Origin of the sequence: Sulfuriflexus mobilis (assembly GCF_003967195.1) — a bacterium.
GTDB lineage: Bacteria > Pseudomonadota > Gammaproteobacteria > AKS1 > AKS1 > Sulfuriflexus > Sulfuriflexus mobilis.
Genome location: NZ_AP018725.1, coordinates 1,414,188 through 1,432,058, shown reverse-complemented (window position 1 = coordinate 1,432,058; position 17,871 = coordinate 1,414,188). Strand labels below are relative to the sequence as shown.

24 protein-coding genes are annotated in these 17,871 nt (G+C 56.0%); 2 read left to right on the top strand and 22 right to left on the bottom strand.

What is annotated here, in order from left to right:
* The first annotated feature begins 75 nt into the window (after window positions 1-75).
* Window positions 76-297, top strand: coding sequence for a hypothetical protein (locus tag EL386_RS07185; RefSeq protein ID WP_126454810.1), 222 nt, complete (start codon window positions 76-78; stop codon window positions 295-297).
* 207 nt (window positions 298-504) lie between these two features.
* Here the strand turns inward: EL386_RS07185 and EL386_RS07180 are convergent, their stop codons facing one another.
* From EL386_RS07180 to EL386_RS07155, 6 genes are all read right to left on the bottom strand, one after another.
* Window positions 505-1,245 (bottom strand): S-methyl-5'-thioinosine phosphorylase, encoded by a 741-nt coding sequence (locus tag EL386_RS07180; protein ID WP_126454808.1) that lies wholly within the window; start codon window positions 1,243-1,245, stop codon window positions 505-507.
* 5 nt (window positions 1,246-1,250) lie between these two features.
* Entirely contained in the window at window positions 1,251-1,805 is a 555-nt protein-coding gene (locus EL386_RS07175; RefSeq protein ID WP_126454806.1) for a hypoxanthine-guanine phosphoribosyltransferase, read from the bottom strand.
* A gap of 10 nt (window positions 1,806-1,815) precedes the next feature.
* Window positions 1,816-2,085 (bottom strand): segregation and condensation protein A, encoded by a 270-nt coding sequence (locus EL386_RS07170; protein ID WP_126454804.1) that lies wholly within the window; start codon window positions 2,083-2,085, stop codon window positions 1,816-1,818.
* 36 nt (window positions 2,086-2,121) lie between these two features.
* A complete protein-coding gene (locus EL386_RS07165; protein WP_126454802.1) occupies window positions 2,122-3,222 on the bottom strand; it encodes a mechanosensitive ion channel family protein in 1,101 nt (366 codons plus the stop codon).
* 53 nt (window positions 3,223-3,275) lie between these two features.
* The gene (gene nagZ / locus EL386_RS07160; protein ID WP_126454800.1) at window positions 3,276-4,322 is read right to left on the bottom strand and encodes a beta-N-acetylhexosaminidase; all 1,047 of its coding nucleotides are present in this window, start codon (window positions 4,320-4,322) and stop codon (window positions 3,276-3,278) included.
* A 121-nt stretch (window positions 4,323-4,443) separates the two neighbouring features.
* Window positions 4,444-4,647, bottom strand: coding sequence for a PsiF family protein (locus EL386_RS07155; RefSeq protein WP_126454798.1), 204 nt, complete (start codon window positions 4,645-4,647; stop codon window positions 4,444-4,446).
* 261 nt (window positions 4,648-4,908) lie between these two features.
* On the opposite strand from EL386_RS07155, the gene EL386_RS15615 reads away from it, so the two are divergent.
* Window positions 4,909-5,079: a PA3496 family putative envelope integrity protein gene (locus EL386_RS15615; RefSeq protein ID WP_172597651.1), complete on the top strand. Its 171-nt coding sequence runs from the start codon at window positions 4,909-4,911 to the stop codon at window positions 5,077-5,079.
* On the opposite strand, the gene EL386_RS07150 is transcribed toward EL386_RS15615, so the two are convergent.
* From EL386_RS07150 to EL386_RS07075, 16 genes are all read right to left on the bottom strand, one after another.
* On the bottom strand, window positions 5,074-5,934 hold the full coding sequence (locus tag EL386_RS07150) for a LysR family transcriptional regulator (RefSeq protein WP_172597650.1): 861 nt from the start codon (window positions 5,932-5,934) through the stop codon (window positions 5,074-5,076). The genes EL386_RS15615 and EL386_RS07150 overlap by 6 nt on opposite strands.
* Before the next feature lie 92 nt (window positions 5,935-6,026).
* The gene (locus EL386_RS07145) at window positions 6,027-7,076 is read right to left on the bottom strand and encodes a succinylglutamate desuccinylase/aspartoacylase family protein (protein ID WP_126454794.1); all 1,050 of its coding nucleotides are present in this window, start codon (window positions 7,074-7,076) and stop codon (window positions 6,027-6,029) included.
* The gene (gene rimK, locus EL386_RS07140; RefSeq protein ID WP_126454792.1) at window positions 7,077-7,982 is read right to left on the bottom strand and encodes a 30S ribosomal protein S6--L-glutamate ligase; all 906 of its coding nucleotides are present in this window, start codon (window positions 7,980-7,982) and stop codon (window positions 7,077-7,079) included. It lies immediately after the preceding gene.
* Between the two features lie 81 nt (window positions 7,983-8,063).
* Window positions 8,064-8,504, bottom strand: coding sequence for an ATP-dependent zinc protease family protein (locus EL386_RS07135; RefSeq protein WP_126454790.1), 441 nt, complete (start codon window positions 8,502-8,504; stop codon window positions 8,064-8,066).
* Window positions 8,505-8,629: 125 nt separating this feature from the next.
* Complete coding sequence (gene ccmI, locus EL386_RS07130; RefSeq protein ID WP_126454788.1) at window positions 8,630-9,877, bottom strand: c-type cytochrome biogenesis protein CcmI; 1,248 nt, start codon at window positions 9,875-9,877, stop codon at window positions 8,630-8,632.
* On the bottom strand, window positions 9,874-10,335 hold the full coding sequence (locus EL386_RS07125; protein WP_126454786.1) for a cytochrome c-type biogenesis protein: 462 nt from the start codon (window positions 10,333-10,335) through the stop codon (window positions 9,874-9,876). Before EL386_RS07125 ends, ccmI begins: the two co-directional genes overlap by 4 nt.
* Entirely contained in the window at window positions 10,332-10,865 is a 534-nt protein-coding gene (locus EL386_RS07120; RefSeq protein WP_126454784.1) for a DsbE family thiol:disulfide interchange protein, read from the bottom strand. The genes EL386_RS07125 and EL386_RS07120 overlap by 4 nt, the downstream gene beginning before the upstream one ends.
* Complete coding sequence (locus EL386_RS07115) at window positions 10,862-12,856, bottom strand: heme lyase CcmF/NrfE family subunit (protein WP_126454782.1); 1,995 nt, start codon at window positions 12,854-12,856, stop codon at window positions 10,862-10,864. Before EL386_RS07115 ends, EL386_RS07120 begins: the two co-directional genes overlap by 4 nt.
* Entirely contained in the window at window positions 12,853-13,299 is a 447-nt protein-coding gene (gene ccmE, locus EL386_RS07110; protein ID WP_126454780.1) for a cytochrome c maturation protein CcmE, read from the bottom strand. The genes EL386_RS07115 and ccmE overlap by 4 nt, the downstream gene beginning before the upstream one ends.
* Window positions 13,296-13,466 carry a heme exporter protein CcmD gene (gene ccmD, locus EL386_RS07105; protein ID WP_126454778.1) on the bottom strand — a complete coding sequence of 57 codons (171 nt, stop codon included), beginning with the start codon at window positions 13,464-13,466 and terminating at the stop codon, window positions 13,296-13,298. Before ccmD ends, ccmE begins: the two co-directional genes overlap by 4 nt.
* Window positions 13,463-14,200 (bottom strand): heme ABC transporter permease, encoded by a 738-nt coding sequence (locus tag EL386_RS07100; protein ID WP_148103030.1) that lies wholly within the window; start codon window positions 14,198-14,200, stop codon window positions 13,463-13,465. Before EL386_RS07100 ends, ccmD begins: the two co-directional genes overlap by 4 nt.
* A gap of 3 nt (window positions 14,201-14,203) precedes the next feature.
* Complete coding sequence (gene ccmB, locus EL386_RS07095; RefSeq protein WP_126454776.1) at window positions 14,204-14,887, bottom strand: heme exporter protein CcmB; 684 nt, start codon at window positions 14,885-14,887, stop codon at window positions 14,204-14,206.
* Window positions 14,884-15,531, bottom strand: coding sequence for a cytochrome c biogenesis heme-transporting ATPase CcmA (gene ccmA, locus EL386_RS07090; RefSeq protein ID WP_126454774.1), 648 nt, complete (start codon window positions 15,529-15,531; stop codon window positions 14,884-14,886). Before ccmA ends, ccmB begins: the two co-directional genes overlap by 4 nt.
* Window positions 15,532-15,651: 120 nt before the next feature.
* A complete protein-coding gene (locus tag EL386_RS07085; RefSeq protein ID WP_126454772.1) occupies window positions 15,652-16,452 on the bottom strand; it encodes an ABC transporter permease in 801 nt (266 codons plus the stop codon).
* Entirely contained in the window at window positions 16,449-17,372 is a 924-nt protein-coding gene (gene nikB, locus EL386_RS07080) for a nickel ABC transporter permease (RefSeq protein WP_126454770.1), read from the bottom strand. The genes EL386_RS07085 and nikB overlap by 4 nt, the downstream gene beginning before the upstream one ends.
* Window positions 17,372-17,869, bottom strand: a complete 498-nt coding sequence (locus EL386_RS07075) for a L,D-transpeptidase (RefSeq protein ID WP_126454768.1) — start codon at window positions 17,867-17,869, stop codon at window positions 17,372-17,374. Before EL386_RS07075 ends, nikB begins: the two co-directional genes overlap by 1 nt.
* Window positions 17,870-17,871 lie beyond the last annotated feature (2 nt).

Here is a 17,871-nt window from a genome sequence, read left to right as displayed (position 1 = left end):
ATGGAATACATCTGTCTTATGAAAGCTTGTTGACCGACCGCTTCTGGCCGAATTCAGACATGAGGTATAAAAATAATGATGGAAGTTGTTATCGAAGGACCGAGCTTTTGCGATAAAGAAGGTGAAGAAGTTTTCTTTAATTGTCTGTATTCATTGCCTGATTATGAAAAAGTAACAGGGAAAGGCATAAACCTTCATTTGCAATTAAGAGAACCTGTCAGCGATGAAACCATCAAGCAAATAGCAGATATTTGTAACAAGTGGGAAATATCTAACCCTTTAGATGAACGAATATAAATGACCGCTAATGGCCGACAGGCGACATAACTAGGTTAGAATCGGCTAGAATGCTATGAGCGGCTGGAGTCGATATTTGGGGTCAGAGTAAAAACATGAACATCCGCTATTAGCCGAGATACCCAATCAAGGGGTCAGTACACTTGAATTCACAATGAATGACCGCTCATGGACGAGATACGACTATAGAGCAGTCAGTAACTTCCGCTAGATTAACGGCATGACGGCTTCGAGTATTCGCCCGACCTGGCTCATGCCACTGACCAGATTGTGCTCAATCTCTTGCAGCGAGATCTCGCCCTCACCCCGCCCGGCGGCCGCGTTGGCGACCACCGCACAGGTCGCATAACAAAGCTCAAGTTCGCGGGCCAGGGCCGCCTCCGGCATCCCTGTCATACCGACGATGTCACAACCATCTCTCTGAAGACGGTCAACCTCTGCCGCCGTCTCCAGGCGCGGTCCCTGTGTGGCCGCATAGGTGGCCTTATCCGAGGCATCGATGCCTGCACTGGCCGCCGCCTGGATCAGTTGCTGGCGCAGCTCTTCACAATACGGCCAGGTAAAGTCGATATGTGTCACCCCGTTACCACCATCTTCAAAAAAGGTATTATCCCGTGACCAGGTGTAATCGATAATCTGATCCGGAAAGGCCAGTCGCCCTGGCACCAGGTCCGCACGGATACCGCCGACGGCGGCAATCGCGATCACCTTTTCCACACCGATGTCCTTCAGTGCCCAGAGGTTGGCGCGGTAATTGACCTGGTGCGGGGCGATGGTATGGCCGTAACCATGCCGGGCCAGGAACACGACTTCACGACCAGACAAGACCCCATGGGTGACAGGGCCGGAGGGTTCACCGTACGGGGTCTGGATCATTTCACGACGGATGATCTCCAGGCTGTCCAGCGTGGTCAGCCCCGTGCCACCAATGATTGCAATCTCAGACATAAACCCTAACCCTCTTTAACGGCATAGATGCCATTGGCATTGCGCAGGTATCCCTTGTAGTCCATGCCATAACCGAACACGTAGCGGTCTTCGACGTGCAGACCAAGAAAATCCACCTCAAGCGGGCAGCGTTTGTCGCATTGTTTTTCCACCAGTACGGCGGTATGCACCGCCGTGGCACCTGCCTGCCGGCAATCTTCAATCAAGGCCTTCAACGTCAAGCCTTCATCAAAGATGTCATCAATGATCAGCACCTCACGCCCGGCGACGGACTCGCTTGGACGTGCAATCCAGTGCAGCTCGGCGCCCCGCGTCTCACCTCGATAGCGACTGGCATGGATGTAGTCGATGCCCAGCGGGAAATGCAGGCGTGTTAACAGTTTGCCGGCCGTGACGATGCCGCCAATCATGGTACAAAGTAACAAGGGGTTCTTGCCGGCCAGGCTGGCGGTGATCTCTGCCGCCATACGGTCAAGCGCCGCCTCTACCTCGGCCTCGCTATGCAGGACATCAGCCTGCTCAAGCACGGCCTCAACCTCAGCAGTCGTTACGGGCGACATTACCTTTACCTCAGTCTTTCTTTTTAGGCGTTTTCAGGGAAACCACGACCTTGTCATCGGGCTCATCGACATACTTGGGGCGGTGATTGCCCGGGTCACCGGTCAAAGTCTGTTCCCTTGCCGCAATAAGCCCCAGGCACTGGCGAATATCTTCGATGGTAGCATCCGACAAGGGGTGCTTTTGTCCCGGCTGCGAGGTGGTGTCCTTGATGACACCCATCAGGGTGGTCTTCATGGCGCGCATGACACGCAGTTCAATGCTTTCTTCTTCGTCACTCATAGTCTCTCCGATCTGAAAATGGGTCCGGCGGGTGCTTCAAGCGGATGACTGCACAGTCACCGGCTCAGGGATATGCAGGGTGGACGTCGGGAAGGCCATTTCTGCACCGTGACTGACCACAATGTCATTAATCTTTAATAACACATCGTGTTTGATCTCGTGAAACTCCGTCCACACCGTCGTATGGGTAAAGGTATACACAAAAAAATCGATCGATGAGGCTGCACAGGCGTTGAAGTTCACCATCAGGGTTTGTGATGAATCGATATCCGGGTGCTGTACCAACATGTCTTTTACTGCGGTGGTGATCTCGTCCATCTTGCCAATATCGGCATAACGAATACTAAACGTCTCGTAGATACGACGGTGTGACATGCGTGAGGGGTTTTCCAGCGCGATCGTCATAAACACCGAGTTGGGCACATACAGGGGCCGTTTATCAAAGGTGCGGATACAGGTGAGGCGCCAGCCGATTTTCTCCACCGTGCCCTCGATCTGCTTGTCCGGGGAACGAACCCAGTCACCGACCGAAAACGGCCGGTCGAGGAAGATCATCAGCCCACCAAAGAAGTTGGCGAGCAGGTCCTTGGCGGCAAAACCCACTGCGATACCACCGATACCGCCGAAGGCCAGCACCCCGGAGATACTGAAACCCAGTGTTTGCAGGGCCACCAGTGACGCCGTGATATAGACCGAGATACGCAACAGGCGGCTAATTGCATGCGCCGTTGTTACGTCGATGGCCCGCCCGGCCGCCTCGCTCTGGGCGAGGATGTTTTTTTCCGCCCCGGAGATGAATCGATTAAAAAACCAGGTAATGGCGACAATGATGCCGACATCGCGTAAGGGGTCAAGTAATCCGAATATCTCGGCATCCGTGACGCCCTTCGTGATCCGCCCGGCCAGCCACAGGCCGAGTACCCAGATCAACAGCTTCAGTGGGCGGCGCAGCGCACAGATGAGGGCATCGTCCCACGGGCTTTTGGTGCGCTCCAGGCGCTTCTCGATGCGCAGTAATACGCGCATGGTAATAAAATTGAGCAGTAATACCGTGAAGACGACGATAAATACCTGGTAGATCCAGGCATTATCACCACCAAAGCGAGGGACGAGTTGTAACAGACTTTCTAATTCCATGCCCTAAACTCACAACCTATAAAATTTATCAGGGCAAAATTGTACCACAAGCACTACATATCGAGGTCAAGGGTCTCTTTCAGGCTATAACTTTCTACGGCACGTGCCGCATTATGCCATTTGGCCTGGCTGCGCAAGGTCTCAGGCGGAAAACCCGGTCTTCCCTGTAGGGCCAGTAGCCGCGCGTTTGAGGCCGGTTTTACCTGCATATTCAGCTCATCAAGCGCCTGCATCGCCGCCGGGCGGTCATTGCAGACCAGGACCATATCGCAGCCGGCACCCAGCGCGGCACGCGCCCGGTCCACCACGTTGCCAACCACGGCCGCCCCCTTCATGGACAGGTCGTCACTGAAGATCGCCCCCTTGAATTCCAGCTCACCGCGCAGGACATCCTGTAACCAGAAACGCGAAAACCCCGCGGCCTGATCATCACAGGCCGGGTAAACAATATGGGCGACCATGACCGCCGGCAGGCCATAATGGATCATGCGCTCAAACGGCAGCATGTCGTCGACGCGGATATCCGCATAACGACGTTTATCAATACTGATCACCTCGTGCGAATCGGCCTCAATCGCGCCATGCCCCGGAAAATGTTTACCGACGGCGGCCATACCCGCCTCGTCCATGCCCTGCATGTAGGCGCGCGCCAGTTCGGCGACAATTTGCGGGTCACGGTGAAAGGCACGATCGCCGATGACGCCACTGACGCCATAGTTGAGGTCGAGCACCGGGGCAAAAGACAGGTCGATGCCGACACTGCGCAACTCGGCGGCATTCAGCCAGCCCGTATATTTCGCCAGCTCCCGGGCATGCCGGGCATCCTTGTCATAACACTCTCCCAGGTCGGCAACCGGTGGCAGGCGGGTAAAACCTTCACGGAAACGCTGTACACGACCGCCCTCCTGATCCACGGCAACCAGCAAGGGGGTCTCGCGCAGTGCATGGATGCTACGGACGAGTTCACTGACCTGTTCAGTCGACGCAAAATTGCGTGCAAACAGGATCACACCACCAACCAGTGGGTGTTTTAATAGATTACGGTCCTGGGTATCGAGCTCCAGACCGGCAATATCTATCATCAGGGGGCCAAGCGACATCTATACGTCTCCATGCATTGTGTGCATGAAAACATAGAATGTAGGTTTTTAACAAGTTCTATACCTGTTGAGGGGTGGTGGGACCGCCGTAGCAGGACGCTACGGCGGTACCGGCGTGCTATCAGGCGTCGCTTTCCTTGCGGCTGTCTGCGGTAACACATTCAGACATAAAGCTTTGCAGGTCTTCGCCCTGCAAGCCATTTTCTTCTGCCAGCTGGGTGCATGCCGCCAATTGTTCGGCATTACTGCCCTCTGCCTGTTCTTCTGCGGCTAACGGCCCGGATAAGACCAATGCCGCTGTCAATAATGCCACCTGTAATTTCATTTCCTTCTCCTCTATATCCCGCCCGCGGCTGGGTAAAGTATGGCGGCCAAATACCGCCACAAGGAACTTAGGATATAGAGGTGTCCTTGTATAACAAAAAAATCTGCGCCGTACGATTGAAAAAGCAAATTCTCTTACCGACTGGAATTAATTGAAAATTTCGATTGTGAACATCGATAACTTAATTTGTTATCCGGTCCAGATTAACGACAATGCCATGCACGTAAACCCTTAACTGAGAGATAGCGAGGTAAAAGTCCTATGGCCAAGCTCAATGATTTTGATGAGGATGATTCGGTAACCGACACCGAGATAAATACGGATATCGATGAGAAAGACCACTCCAGTCACAGTAGCCTGGAAATACGCCGGAAGATAGAGGACCTGCTCGAGGCGAAACGCCTGCGCCTGGCACTCGATGACTTTTTATGAGGGCGAGTGGCTGGCTGTAAAATCCGCCAATAGCTTCATGACCAATGCCTGTTTTTCTGAAGCCTCAGGGAAACAGGCATAGGCTGGCCTTTCAATCACCGGGGCATCCACCACCTTGTGTAAATGACCTTGCCGAATATGCACATCGACCATCGGCTCCGCCAGATAGGCCGTCCCTCCACACTCAAGGATAAAGTCCAGCGCCAGCCGCCCGAGACCCGTGCGCAATGATGGGGTCGACATGTCGCTAAAGTTACGGGCATGAATGCCGGCAAAGGTTGTGCCCCAATCGACGAGTACATAGTCACGCCTGACAGCTGCCTGCAGATCCAGATCGGGCCTGGTTGAGACCATCACCAGCGGGATGTGCATGATCTCGACACTCTGTATGCCCGTTAAGACTACCGGATCAAAGGTAAAGGCAATATCCAGAGTACCTTCCATGAGACGACGATTAACCATCTCATTACTGATCGCCTCCGCGCTCAGTGCAAGCTGCCGATATTCGGCATATAACTTGTGCAACCAGCCCTGTAAGGCAATATCCCAGAGACTGGGCATACCGGCGATAGTAAGGGGGATCTTGTCTTCGTCATCAACGGCTATTTGCTGTCGCGCCTGGTTCCAGATCGTGATCATACTTTCTGCATGCCTGATCAGGCGTTGGCCTGCCGCCGTCAGTTGAATGTCATTGCGGGTACGCGTAAACAGTGCGGTGCCAACGGCCTCTTCAAGAAGCTTGATACGGGAACTGACCGTCGACTGGGTGACAAACAGGTTTTCTGAAGCCCTACCGAAATGACGAGTCCGGTTGACTTCCAGAAAGGTCTTTAATAAATCAATGTCAACGCTCAAGGCCACCTACTCTTCATGTCTGCACACTAGGGCTGACTATTTACTCCAATCCGCCATGGCTGGCAAGCAAAAATCACCCACTGCTAAGGGGCTTAGATGATCGGAGATTCCATGTCCGGGCTATCAAAGATTTCAGCTTGAAAGTCTACATGGAAATTGTCGATTTTCTCGGCTACCGAACCAGCCTCCTTGAAACGCGCTATATGGAACAGGGCATCGCCATCGTATACCAGAGGCAGGTTATTCCTGCCGATCACAATGCCTTCATAATTGGCACGCACTTCCCATTCGTTATCACCAAAGGGGTCCGCGATCACACCCAGCACGGTTTCCTCGGTAATGTGCGCCCCCAGTGGTACCACGGCACGAAACACACCACTGATCTGGGCCCGTGCCCAGCTACTGGAACGCGCCACGACTGACTTGAGAGGTTTTTTCTTGGATTTGCTCGGCGGCAGCATGGATAACTCGCGCATAACATTCCTGATACCCTTTTCTCCTGCCCGGATCGAAACCTCGTCAAAACGCAAGGCTTCACCACCTTCGTATAACAGGATCGGCGTACCACCTGCCGCACTCACTTCACGCAAAGAGCCGTCACGCAGGTCGGAATTCAGGAGTACCGGCACGCCAAAGGTCTTGGCCAGGCGCGCCGTTTCCTCATCATCAAGGTTGGCCCGGATTTGCGGCAGGTTGCTGCGATGAATGGCGCCGGTATGCAGGTCAATACCGTAATCACACTGGTTTACGATCTGTTGCATGAAAATATGTGCCATACGTGCAGCCAGTGAACCGCTGTTACTGCCCGGAAAACTGCGATTCAGATCACGCCGGTCAGGCAGGTAGCGAGAATGATGTAACAAGCCATGCACATTGACCACAGGGATGGCAATCAATACCCCCCGCAGACGTTTCAGGGAAGAAGATTTTAACAGACGACGAATGATCTCAACGCCGTTCAACTCGTCGCCATGAATGGCGGCGCTGACAAAAAGCTTCGGCCCGGGCTTTTTGCCACAAACCACGCGCACCGGCATCGTCAATGGACTATGCGTATACAAGGTACCCAATGGCAAGTCGATAGTCTTATGCTGCCCGGGCAGCACTGTGATGCCATTGATGGTAATACGATTATCGCTCATTTATCCCTTACCGCGTGTCTGGGTCTTATAGGGCTTGGCCTGCTTTTCGATAAACTTGATGATCATACCTGCCACATCCTTACCGGTGGCCTCCTCGATGCCGCGCAGGCCCGGTGAGGAATTTACCTCCATCACGACCGGCCCGTGGTTGGAACGCAGGATATCTACACCGGCGACATTCAAACCCATGATCCTGGCTGAACGAACTGCAGTGGATCGTTCTTCCGGGGTCAACTTGATCACCTCGGCCGAACCACCACGATGCAGGTTGGAACGAAATTCCCCTTCCTGGGCCTGGCGCTTCATGGCCGCGACGACCTTGTCACCGATAACCAGACAACGGATATCGGCACCACCGGCCTCCTTGATATATTCCTGCACCATGATATTGGCCTTCAGTCCCATAAAGGCCTCGATGACACTCTCCGCTGCCTTGTGGGTCTCCGCCAGTACCACACCAATACCCTGTGTACCTTCGAGCAATTTAATCACCAACGGTGCACCGCCAACCAGTTTGATCAGGTCCTGGATATTATCGGGTGCGTGGCAAAACCCCGTTACCGGCAGGCCGATACCCTTGCGCGACAGCAGTTGCAGGGAGCGCAACTTGTCACGTGAGCGCGAGATCGCCACGGATTCGTTTAAGGGGTAGACCCCCATCATCTCAAACTGGCGCAGTACCGCCGTACCATAGAAGGTAATCGATGCACCGATCCGCGGGATCACTGCATCGTAATCATTCAGTTCCTCCCCCTTGTACTGAACCGTAGGTTTGTTCGAGGTAATATCCATATAACAATGCAGGGTATCGGCGACCATGACCTCGTGGCCCAGTGCCTCTGCTGCTTCGATGAGGCGACGGGTGGAATAGAGTTTTTTATTTCTGGATAAGATTGCGATTTTCATAATTAATACCTGGCCAGTTATTTTCCGGATACGTTATTAGTTTTAACGAACAGTTTAACAAAGAACAAACGGGGTACTAGGTTATTTTATTTTTTTACCTTCAAGATAAGAGGCATGGGGATCGACAATATAACGTTTCGCCATCGCCGTACGTCCTAGTAACATCCTGAAGCCCATTGTATCACGATTGGTCAGGGTCATCTCAGCCTGCCAGCTCTCATCACCGAGACTTATCATGGTTTCGATGACATAACGATGCTCACTACGCCCACCTGAATCGGTGACCATGCGTTCATCTTTTACCCTTGCCGTGCATAGTATTTCAGTATCCGTGCTGTCCTGTTCAGGGTGCAGGCCAAACTTCACCATTAACACACCATCTTCATGGTAGGGTTCCACAAAATAGGCATGCAGGGCCGAACTTCTTGCCCCGGTATCGACCTTGGCCTTGATCGCCGGGACCCCCAGCTCAGGTAATGATACCCACTCGCGCCAACCGAGCATTTTTTTTTCTCTGTGCATAGCCTTATTACCCCGTCAAAGTCGGAACGGTTATTATATCCCTGTAGCGGATTCTAGGTCCTTAGGCCCGGTCAGTCACGTATTTGATCCCCCGGATAGTAGTACAGCTCCCCCAACGACCCGCATCAGGGTTGCTCTGCATTGATGACGACCAGTACCGGTGACGTGCGGGTAATGGAAACAGCACCGATCTCACCACTCAAGTCACCGCTTTGCACCATGGCGTTACCACTTTTGGAAATACGTGCCCCCACCAGCACCTCGGAGAATCTCGACAGCCTCATGCTCGGCATCATGGCCATGGCATCATCCAGCGTCACCTCGAGGGGCAAATCGCGTACCTGTTTACGCACCACCGCCAGTGGCATGGGTGACCCCTGCATGGCGCGGGCAAACACAAACAGTGTATCCGTGGGCCGGACCCTGTCCTGTAGTGCCGGGTCCAGTGACACCCTCACCGTCAGCCTTGCGGCAGGCGCCGCCCCCCCAACGTTCAACTTACGGTCCCGTTTTTCTTCGGCGCCGGCGATACGTTGCCGAACCTCCGTCTGCGATTCGACATCCTCATCCACCAGCAAGGCTTGCAGGCGCTTCCAGTGATGCACTGCGGCGGCATAATCGCCCTGCTCTTCGTAACCGATGCCCGCCAGCCATAGCGCGGTAGGGTCATCAGGTGTCGCCTGCAAAACCTTCTGGATGAGTGCAAACGCTTTGCCGGTGAGACGCCCGCCATTGCTCATAACCAGGGCATTGGCATAGGACAACAGCACCGAAGGATGGTCGCCCACCAGTCGATGCACTGTCTCCAGCGCCTCGGCGGCCTCGGGGTAACGCCCCATGGTCATATAGGTGCGACCGAGGGTAAACCAGCCCTCGGCATCGTCCGGCTGTTGTTCCAGCCGGGTCTGCAGTCTTGCCAGCATATCCTGCATGCTAGGCAGTTCGTCAGTCCCCACGGCCGCCACATGATCTGCAGGCAGCTGCGCCTTGTCTGAAGCGCTGTCGCCACGCAATGCGGCAGGGTGGCCCAGGTACAGATACAGGGACGCGGAGAGTATCGGCACTATCAATATCAACAGGGCAATGGCCCAGGGCTCACTGCCAGTCTGCTTGTTTACAACCTGCGCGCTATCCACGGAGACATCCGTCAGTAGCGCCAACTCAAGTTCGTTGCGGGATTGATCAAACTGCACCGCGGTGATCGCACCACTGTGCAGATCCGCTTCCAGTTCGCGCAGGCGTTCGCGGGCGATGCGCACATTTTGTTCATTACGATCCCCTTCCGGCGCATGGCGACGCCCCAACAGGGCAGGCGCCAGCCATGCCAACACCACGACCATTAGCGTAATGGCAATCATCCAGAAGCTGATCATTGGTCTTTATCCCCCGCCTCAAGCAAGCGCCGAGTCCGTTGCCGTTGCGCTTCACTCAGCGGCGGCACATCTTCCCGATTACGACGGCGGATAAACAAGAACACGATTGTCAGACCAATGAAGAGAAGAATGAATGGCCCAGCCCACAACAACGCGGTGCTGCGTTTAAACGGTGGTCGGTATAATACAAAATCACCATAGCGGGCCACCATGTAACCGACAATCTCCTCGTCCGCGTCACCCTTGATGATCATCTCGTAGGTTTGCCGGCGCAGGTCTTGTGCCAGTTCGGCATTGGAGTCCGCCAGGTTCTGGTTTTGGCAGACCAGGCAACGCAGTTCGTTGATCAGGGTCTTGTAGCGCGCTTCCTGTTCCGGGGTATCGAAGTGCTGCACCTCAACGCCGGCCTGCAGCAGCAGGCTCACAAACAACAACGCAGTTGTCAGTATCCGTCTCATGCGGGTTTCTGCACCAGTTGCCGCACCAGTGGCAGGATCGTCTCTTCTAAGTCTTTTTTCTCCACTGGGCCAACATGCTTGTAACGAATAATGCCCTGTTTATCGACGACGAAGGTTTCCGGCACGCCGTACACACCCCAATCGATACCGGCTCGACCCGCCTCGTCCACTGCGCTGATGCGATAGGGATTGTCCAACTGCCTGAGCCATTGCAATGCGGCCTCCGGGCGGTCTTTATAATTCAGGCCGATGATCGCCACCTCACCGCTGCGCGCCAGTTCATTCATCAGTGGATGCTCGGCGCGACAGGCCACACACCAAGAGGCCCACACATTCAGCAACCATACCTTGCCCAACATATCCGCCGGACTAATGCTCTGGTCCGGCCTGTGCAACTGCGGCAAACTGAAGACCGGCGCGGGTTTATCGATAAGTGGTGATGGCACATATCGCGGGTTAAGGGTCAGTCCCGCCGCCAGCAACACAACCAGGCCAATAAAAATACCCAGTGGCAGAAGATAACGTGTCATGACGTTGCCCCCAGGCCAGCGCCACTACCTGTCACGCGGGCGTCGTCGCGGCTGCGCCGCGCCGCCAACCGGTAACGTCTATCGGTGGCCGCCAGCAGCCCACCCAGTGACATGAATACGGCACCAAGCCAAATCCAGCGGATGTAAGGCTTGTGATATAGACGCACACTCCAGGCGCCCTCCTTGCCGAGCGGTTCGCCCAGCGCAACAAACAGGTCGCGGGTAAGACCGGCATCAATGGCCGCCTCGGTCATGGGGTTGGTTGAGGTGCCATAAAAACGTTTCTGTGGCGTCAAGACAGCCACCTGCTCACCATTGCGGGTCACGCTCAGCTGGCCTTCGTTGGCAAGGTAGTTGGGGCCATTGACACGTTTCACGCCATCGAACTGGAAACGATAGCCGCCGAGTTCATACCCCTCACCCGGCGCCAGGCGCACATCCTGTTCATCGCTATAGAGACTGGTGAGGGTCACGCCGACAGTGAACACGGCAATGCCAAGGTGCGCCAGGCTCATGCCATAAAATCCCCGCGGCACCGACCGCAACGCCCGCCACGGATGCGGCTTATTGGCTACCCGATCCACCAGACCATATAGTGTGGACAGGCTCACCCACGCTGCCAGCACCATGCCCAGCATCGCCTGCCAGAGCACATGGGACATGAACAACAGCGGAAACAGCACACCGATGATCAGGCTGGCACCGAAGACGTAACGCAGTCGCCACAACAGGCTCTTGAGACTGTCCTGTTTCCAGCGCGCCAGCGCACCGACACCCACCAGCAGTGCCAGCGGGATGGTCAGCGGCACGAACACACTGTTGAAGTACGGTGGTCCCACCGAGATCTTGCCGATCCCCAGGGCATCGATGACCAGCGGATAGAGCGTGCCCAACAAAATACTCGCGGCCACGACCACCAACAGGACGTTGTTGAGTAGCAGACCGGTCTCGCGTGAGACGAGTTCGAAGTGCGCAGTACTGCGTATCTGCGGCGCGCGCCAGGCATACAAGGCCAGTGACCCACCCACCACCACGCCGAGGAACAGCAGGATGAAGACGCCGCGTTTCGGATCAGTGGCAAAGGCATGCACCGAGGTGAGCACACCGGAACGCACCAGGAAGGTCCCCAGCAGGCTTAGTGAAAAGGCGAAAATAGCCAGCAACACGGTCCACGCCTTGAAGGTGCCGCGTTTTTCAGTCGCCGCCAGGGAATGCATCAACGCTGTTCCCACCAGCCACGGCATAAAGGAGGCATTTTCTACCGGGTCCCAGAACCACCAGCCACCCCAACCCAGTTCGTAATAGGCCCACCAGCTGCCCAGGGCGATACCGCCGGTGAGAAACACCCAGGCGATACTCGTCCACGGCCGTGACCAGCGCGCCCAGGCCGCATCCAGGTGGCCACCGAGCAGGGCCGCAATGGCAAATGCAAACGCTACCGAGAAACCGACATAACCCATGTACAGCATGGGCGGATGGATCGCCAGGCCGAAGTCCTGCAACAACGGATTCAGGTCACGACCTTGCAGCGGTATCGGGAACTGGCGCTCAAAAGGATTCGAGGTGAACAACATGAACAACAGGAAACCCACGCTGACCAGCCCCATCACACCGAGGACCCGTGCCACCATGGTCTCCGGCACACTACGGCTGAACACCGTCACCGCGCCGCTCCACATCGCCAGCACCAGGGCCCACAATAACAACGAACCTTCATGGGCACCCCAAACGGCGGCGATGCGGTACAGCAACGGCAGGTCGGTATTAGAATTGCGCGTCACATACAACACGGAAAAATCATTGCCAATGAAGGCAGAGGTGAGGCAGGCAAAGGCGATGACCAGGCACAGCAACTGGGCGCGGGCCGCGGGTCGGGCCACGGCAATCCAGCCCGATAACCCGCGGGCGGCACCAACGAGGGGAACGACCGCCTGCACCAGTGCCATCGACAACGCCAGGATCAAGGCGAAGTGACCGAGTTCCGGGATCATTGCGCGGCACCCAGGCCTTGTTGTCGCGGCTTCATGCTGTCGGCGACCTCCGGCGGCATATAGTTTTCATCGTGTTTGGCCAGTACTTCCTCGGCGACGAACAGCTTATCCTCCCGCAGTCGACCGTTGGCGACGATGCCCTGTCCTTCCCGGAACAGGTCCGGCAAGATGCCGGTGTACTGCACGTGCACCACCCTGGCATTGTCGGTGAGGTCAAACCACACGGTCAGGCCATCGCCGGGGCGTTGCACGCTGCCCTTCACCACCATGCCACCGAGACGAAACGTGGCATTCTGCGGTGCCTTGCCCGCAACCACCTCACTGGTCGAGAAGAAGAACATCAGGTTCTCGTTAAAGGCCTTCAAGGCAAACGCGGTCGCAATAACAATACCGAGAACCATCAGCCCGATGAGCACCAGGCGTTTCCTGCGTGCCGGTGTCATGCTTGTTTTGCCTGCCGCCTTGTTCGCCGGGCAATCCTGCGCAACAGGTCCTTGTGCTGTCGCATCGGCAAAACAAGATTGACCGCTAATACCAGCAATGCGATGCCATAGGACATCCACACATAAAAGGCATAGCCGCCCATATCGAAAAATTCTGCCAGGTTCATTTTACCTCCGGGAGTTCCGCGACCCAGCCACTGTTAGGCTCGCGCTGCAACAGCTCATTGCGTGCACGCAACAATACGGCAATGCCGTAATACAATTTGAACGCCACCGCCATTAGCAACAGTGGGATCAGCATGGACGTATGGATAGACGGTGCATCAAACTTGGTCAGCGTCGGGCCCTGGTGCAAAGTATTCCACCACTCCACCGAATAATGAATAATCGGAATATTGACCACACCCACCAGCGCCAGGATGCCTACTGCCCTGGCCGCTGCGCGTTTATCCTCGATGGCACTGTATAACGCAATGACGCCGAGATACAGGAACAGCAACAGCAATTCGGATGTCAGGCGCGCATCCCACACCCACCAGGCACCCCACATCGGCTTGCCCCACAGCGAACCGGTTATCAGGGCGAGGAAGGTAAAACTCGCGCCCACCGGCGCACTGCTCACGGCAATCACCTCGGCCAGCTTTATGCGCCACACCAGGGCAACACCGCCGGCAACCGCCATCACGATATATATAAAGAGTGACATCCACGCACTGGGCACATGCACGTAGATGATGCGGAAACTGTCACCCTGCTGATAATCGGCCGGTGCCAGTACCAGCCCACCGTACAGGCCGGCGAGCAGCAGCAACAGGCATAAGCCGGACAGCCACGGTAGCAGCCGCCCGCTGAAGTGGTAGAAGTATGGCGGTGATGTCAGCTTGTGTAGAAATTTCATCATCGTTCAACTCACACTAATGCGTAATGCGGCCGTCGTCGCCAGCGGCGTCAAGGCCAGGGCCAGAAACAATAGCGCCGCGAGTATATTCAACTGCGCCACGATAGGCAGTCCGGCCATGGCCATCTCTACCGCATTGCTGGCGAAGATCAACACCGGCACATATAGCGGCAGTACCAACAATGACAGAATAATACCGCCCCGTCGCAGCCCCACCGTCAGCGCCACGCCGATGGCGCCAATCAGACTCAATACGGGTGTCCCCAACAACAAGGTAAGCATGAGTACGCCGATAGACTGCCCGGGCAACCCTAACAGCATGCCGAGTAATGGCGCCGTGATAATCAGTGGCACACCGGTCACTAACCAGTGCGCGGTCACCTTCGCCAACACCAGCAATGGCGCTGGCTGGGCACTCAGCAACAGCTGTTCCAGTGAACCGTCTTCGAAATCCGATCGAAAAATACTCTCTAACGACAACATCGCTGCCAGCAATGCCGCCACCCAGATAACTCCCGGTGCCATGTCCTGCAACAATTGCGGCTTGTTACCGACACCGAGGGGAAACAGGCTGATCACCAGTACAAAGAACAGCAGCGGGTTCACCACCTCGGCACGGCGACGGAAGGCCAGCAGCAGATCGCGTTGCAAGAGAAAAAAGAATGCCCGGGAGAGTGAAGAACGGCTCATGCGGATAGATTAAGATGCATAAGATCAATGTTGCCGAGTGCGATGTCGTGATGCGCGGTCAGTACCAGCATCCCCCCCTGGGCGGTGTGACTTTCCAGAAGTTCACAAAACACTCCCCGACTTTGTCTGTCCATCGCCGTAAACGGTTCATCGAGTATCCACAAGCGACAATCGGTCACCAGCAGCCGCGCCAGGGCAAGACGGCGACGCTGACCGGCAGACAGGCTACGCGCCAAAACATCTTCATAGCCATACAAGTCTACCCGCTCCAGTGCATCCTCCACGCTCATGCCGGCCGGCTTACCCAGGGCCTGCGCGATACACAGGTTTTCCTCTGCGGTCAGATCCAGTTTGTTGCCGTCTGTGTGTCCGACATAGGCAAGCTGCGCATGATAGTCGGTGCCGAGCCTGTCGATGGCCTCTCCACACCAGTTCACTTCACCACTGTCCTGTCGACGAATACCGCAGAGGATACGCAATAATGTGGACTTGCCGCTGCCGTTACGGCCCTCTACCAGTAATGCCTGCTGTGGTCGCAAGGAAAAACCCAGATCATTGAACAGCTCACGGTCATCGCGCACACAGCACAAACCTTGTGCCTGCAGGCAGATATCCTGGCTTTCATCAGCGGTAATGGCTTGCATGGATGCTCAGGTAAGTGGCCAGTAATGAATAGTATTTTTCAACTCAAGTCAGGCTAGCGAATTTGCCAGGCTTACGCAACCAGGCGGCGAGCCATCACCCGGTCTTTGATTATTACGGCACTACCCGGTTTTGACATCCAAACGGTCTCGTAATTGATCGCCGAGCAGGTTAATGGCCAGTACGATACTCATTAAGGCGACACCTGGCACCACCACCAGGTGCGGGGCGACCAACAGATAGCGCGCGCCGTCACGGATCATGCTCCCCCATGAGGGGGCAGGCGGTTGCACACCAAGACCGAGAAACGACAGGCCTGCCTCCGCGATAATGAGCCCGGCCACGGCAAAGGTCGCCTCAACGATCAGCGGTGCGGCAATCAGTGGCAACAGATGCCACAACAGGATCCGCCAGCTGGCGGTACCGAGTGCCTGTGCCGCCTGGACATGTTCGCGTTCGCGCAACACCAGCACCTGCGCGCGTGACAGTCTGGCAAAGCCCACCCAGCCGACGATGCTCAATGCGATCATGAGATTGCCGATGCCCGGACCCAGCAGTCCTGCCAGGGCAATAGCCAGTAAGATACCGGGGAAGGCGAGAAAGATATCGGTAATGCGCATCAGTACCTGATCGGCACGCCCGCCCCACCAGGCACTGAGCACGCCCACGGTGCTACCGATGACCAGGCTGATCAACATCACCGTAAAGGCCACCAACAAGGATGTGCCCGCACCGACCAGCAGGCGATCCAGTACCGGACGACCGAGGTCATCATAACCAAGGCCATTACTCACCGCCGGTGACTGTAGGATGACATCGAGGGCAATATGGTTCGGGGTCAGTGGCAACCAGAATGCCGCTGTCGCCAGAATGCCCCAAATGAGTAACAGGGCGGCAGGCAGGTAGGCAAAAACCCTTCTCATGCCTGCACCCTGATACGCGGGTCGATGAAACGATACATCATGTCCGTGAGCAGGTTAATCATGACGTAAACCACGCTGATGAATAATACGCAGCCCTGTAACAAGGGGTAATCACGCCGTTGAATGGCCTCGACGGTCAGGCGCCCTATCCCGGGCCAGTCAAACACGGTTTCCGTTATCACCGCCCCGGCCAACAGGCCGCCGAGTTGCAGGCCTAACAACGTGATCAATGGCAGCATGGCATTGCTCAGGGCATGACGAAACAATATCCGTAGTGGGCTCAGGCCGCGGGCACGGGCACAACGGATATACTCTTCACTCAGAACCTCAAGTAGCGTGCTGCGTAACATGCGTGACAGGATCGCCGCCATCGCCGTCGCCAGCGTCAGGGCCGGCAGCACAATCGACAACCCCTGCTCTCGGCCACTGACCGGGAACCAGCCCAGCCAAATCGAGAACACCAGTATAAGCAGTGGCCCGAAAACAAAGTTGGGAATGGCGATACCGAGCAGGGAAAAACCACTGGTTGCCCAATCCCAAACGCTGCCGCGCTGCGTGGCCGCGAACAGCCCCAGCGGCAGGGCCAGCAGCATGGCCAGCAGGAGTGATAACAGCGCCAGCTCAATGCTGGCAGGCAGACGCTCGAGGATCAGCGCACTAACCGGACGATGTATATATAAGGAATGACCCAGATCGGCATGTAACAGGCCCCGCATATAATCCCACCATTGCGTGGCAAGCGGCTTGTCCAGACCAAGGGCCTGACGCAGGCTTTCCCGATCTGCGGCCTGTGCCTGTTCACCGAGAATGACCTCAACCGGGTCACCGGGCACAAGGTGAATGAGCAGGAACACCATCAGACTAACGCCAAACAGGACAAACAAGGTTCCCAGCAGGCGGCTAATGATGCTACTCAACATTATTGTTCAGAAATGATAACTGGCGTGCCCACGGCAACACGATCAAACAAGGCGATCACATCCGCATTGCGCATCTTGATACAGCCGTGTGAACTCGGGATGCCCATCGGGTCTTCCTCCGGGCAACCGTGGATATATATGTAGCGACGCATGGTATCGACCTGACCGAGGCGATTGCGGCCCGGCTCGGTGCCACTCAACCAGAGGATGCGCGTCAATATCCAGTCGCGTTCAGGGCTTTCAGCCCGCAAGGCAGGAGAATAACGTTCACCGGTGGGCCGACGGCCGACAAACACCGTGTTGGCGGCACAGCCTGCACCGATCCTGGCACGAATGATGTGGGCCCCGCGCGGGGTGCACTCACTGCCGAACTGTTCGCCGGGGCCGTTCTTCGCCGTTGCGACCCGCGCCTCAAACACACAGGCGTCACCCTGCCAGAGCTGCAGGGTCTGCTTGGCAATACTGACTTTAATCATGGCGGCTGTCTGCTGACTCATGT